Consider the following 2,132-nt stretch of genomic DNA (forward strand, 5'->3'; position numbering starts at 1 on the left):
CTCCTTCAAAGCGGGTCGGTGATGCGGAGTCGGCCAAACCGATGTTATGAGCAATTCGAGAACGGAGTTTCAAAACCCTTCAAAGCGGGTCGGTGATGCGGAGATTGATTCGGCCAGATGGTGGCCCAACAACGGGCCAGACTGTTTCAAAACCCTTCAAAGCGGGTCGGTGATGCGGAGGTTCTGACGAGGACAACGTCAGCTGCGCTCAGTGTTTCAAGTTTCAAAACCCTTCAAAGCGGGTCGGTGATGCGGAGTTTTCTTCAAATGCGTGCGCGCTTTGAGAGGCGATATGTTTCAAAACCCTTCAAAGCGGGTCGGTGATGCGGAGATTCTAGTATTTGGGTTTATTGCAACAAAGTCTAAGAGTTTCAAAACCCTTCAAAGCGGGTCGGTGATGCGGAGCAACCGCGCAGAGCGAGCTTAAGGCCTGCCTGGCCGAGGTTTCAAAACCCTTCAAAGCGGGTCGGTGATGCGGAGACGGTTTACTTGGTTACTTTGATACATTTCAGTATGAAGTTTCAAAACCCTTCAAAGCGGGTCGGTGATGCGGAGGCCACGGTCCACATTAATGGACCTGAGCGACTCTCTGGTTTCAAAACCCTTCAAAGCGGGTCGGTGATGCGGAGTTAGTAATGATGGCAGTTCACAAGAAAGTGCTCGAGTTTCAAAACCCTTCAAAGCGGGTCGGTGATGCGGAGTGCTAAACAAGGGGGGCGGCGCCGCCGCCCCCAACACGTTTCAAAACCCTTCAAAGCGGGTCGGTGATGCGGAGTCGCTTTTGGCGCAAAGCGTCAGAAGCGTCCCATCCAGTTTCAAAACCCTTCAAAGCGGGTCGGTGATGCGGAGCGCTTTACTGCGTGCAATGAGCATTTTACGTAAATCTTGTTTCAAAACCCTTCAAAGCGGGTCGGTGATGCGGAGTTGATGCTAATTTTAACATGTACTTCGCCCGTATGTAGTTTCAAAACCCTTCAAAGCGGGTCGGTGATGCGGAGCTGCCGGTTCTGACCGGCGCTCTGACCTTTGCCGCACTGTTTCAAAACCCTTCAAAGCGGGTCGGTGATGCGGAGGGCTCGAGAAGGAGCGCTTACGTGAGGAGCTTGAGGTTTCAAAACCCTTCAAAGCGGGTCGGTGATGCGGAGGTCTACTACCTCGTCGCCATCCAGACCGGCTGGCCTTTGTTTCAAAACCCTTCAAAGCGGGTCGGTGATGCGGAGAGGGTCGCATCCGAGGAGGTCAAGGTCTGGCGCATCATGGTGCGGTGCCGCGTGCCCAGCGGCCTCCCCCTTTCCCTGGTATAACCTTGCATTTTGGGTGATCTCCAGGTATGATCAGGCCACAGTGCCATTCTAGCAGGTCAGCAGTGGGAGGTCAAGCACATGCAACGATGGGGCCAGTATCTTGCCGAGGTGCCGCAGACCCTGCTGCGCCTGATCGCGTCGCATCAGCGGGTGAGCATGCCGCGCCAGTGCCCGCCTGCCGAGCGGCTGTCCCGCCTGCGGGCGGCGATCTGCCGCTCCGCCGCCGCCCGCGAGGCGTTCTTCGGCCTGCACGCCGAGGAGCGCGCCGCCGTGCAGGCGCTGCTCGTCGCGCCGCCCGGCGCCGCCCGCGCCCAGCTCATCGCCGACCTTGGCCCGATCCGGCCGCTCGCCGCCCTGCGTGCCGACCGCGCCCCGCAGTCGCTGGCCGAGCGGCTGCTGCTGATGGGCTGGCTGCTGCCGCGCCCGGCTGGCCCGCGCCACCCGGCGACCTATCTGCTGGCCCCCGAGCTGCGGGACTGGCTGCCGCGCCCGCTTGACCTGCCCGCGTCGCCCCCGCCGCCCACGGCCCCCGAGCTGCCGCTGGCCCTGCGCGCGGCCACCGCGATCATCCTGGCCGCCGCCCGCGCGCCGCTGCCGCTGCGCGCCAATGGCCGGCCATCGGCGGTCGCCCTGCGCCGGCTGCGCCCGCTGCTGGCCCCGGCCGCGCCCGACGAGGCCGATTCCCTGGTCTCCTGGCTGCTCCCGCTGCTCGCCGACCGCGACCTGCTGGCCGCGCACGGGGCGGCGGCGGCGCCCGGCCCGGCCGCCGGGCGCTTCCTGGCCCAGGGCCACGCCGCGCGGCGGGAGCTGCTGCGCGCGGCCTGGGTC

At 63.1% G+C, this 2,132-nt stretch carries 1 pseudogene and 1 CRISPR repeat array; the pseudogene reads left to right on the top strand.

Annotated features, from left to right (window positions below):
- A CRISPR array of direct repeats spans nucleotides 1–1,220; the repeat unit is 37 nt; unit sequence GTTTCAAAACCCTTCAAAGCGGGTCGGTGATGCGGAG.
- A gap of 162 nt (nucleotides 1,221–1,382) precedes the next feature.
- Nucleotides 1,383–2,132: pseudogene (locus tag K2Z83_RS28230) on the top strand (WYL domain-containing protein); the annotation flags it as partial.

It is taken from the genome of Oscillochloris sp. ZM17-4, from assembly GCF_019599295.1.
GTDB lineage: Bacteria > Chloroflexota > Chloroflexia > Chloroflexales > Chloroflexaceae > Oscillochloris.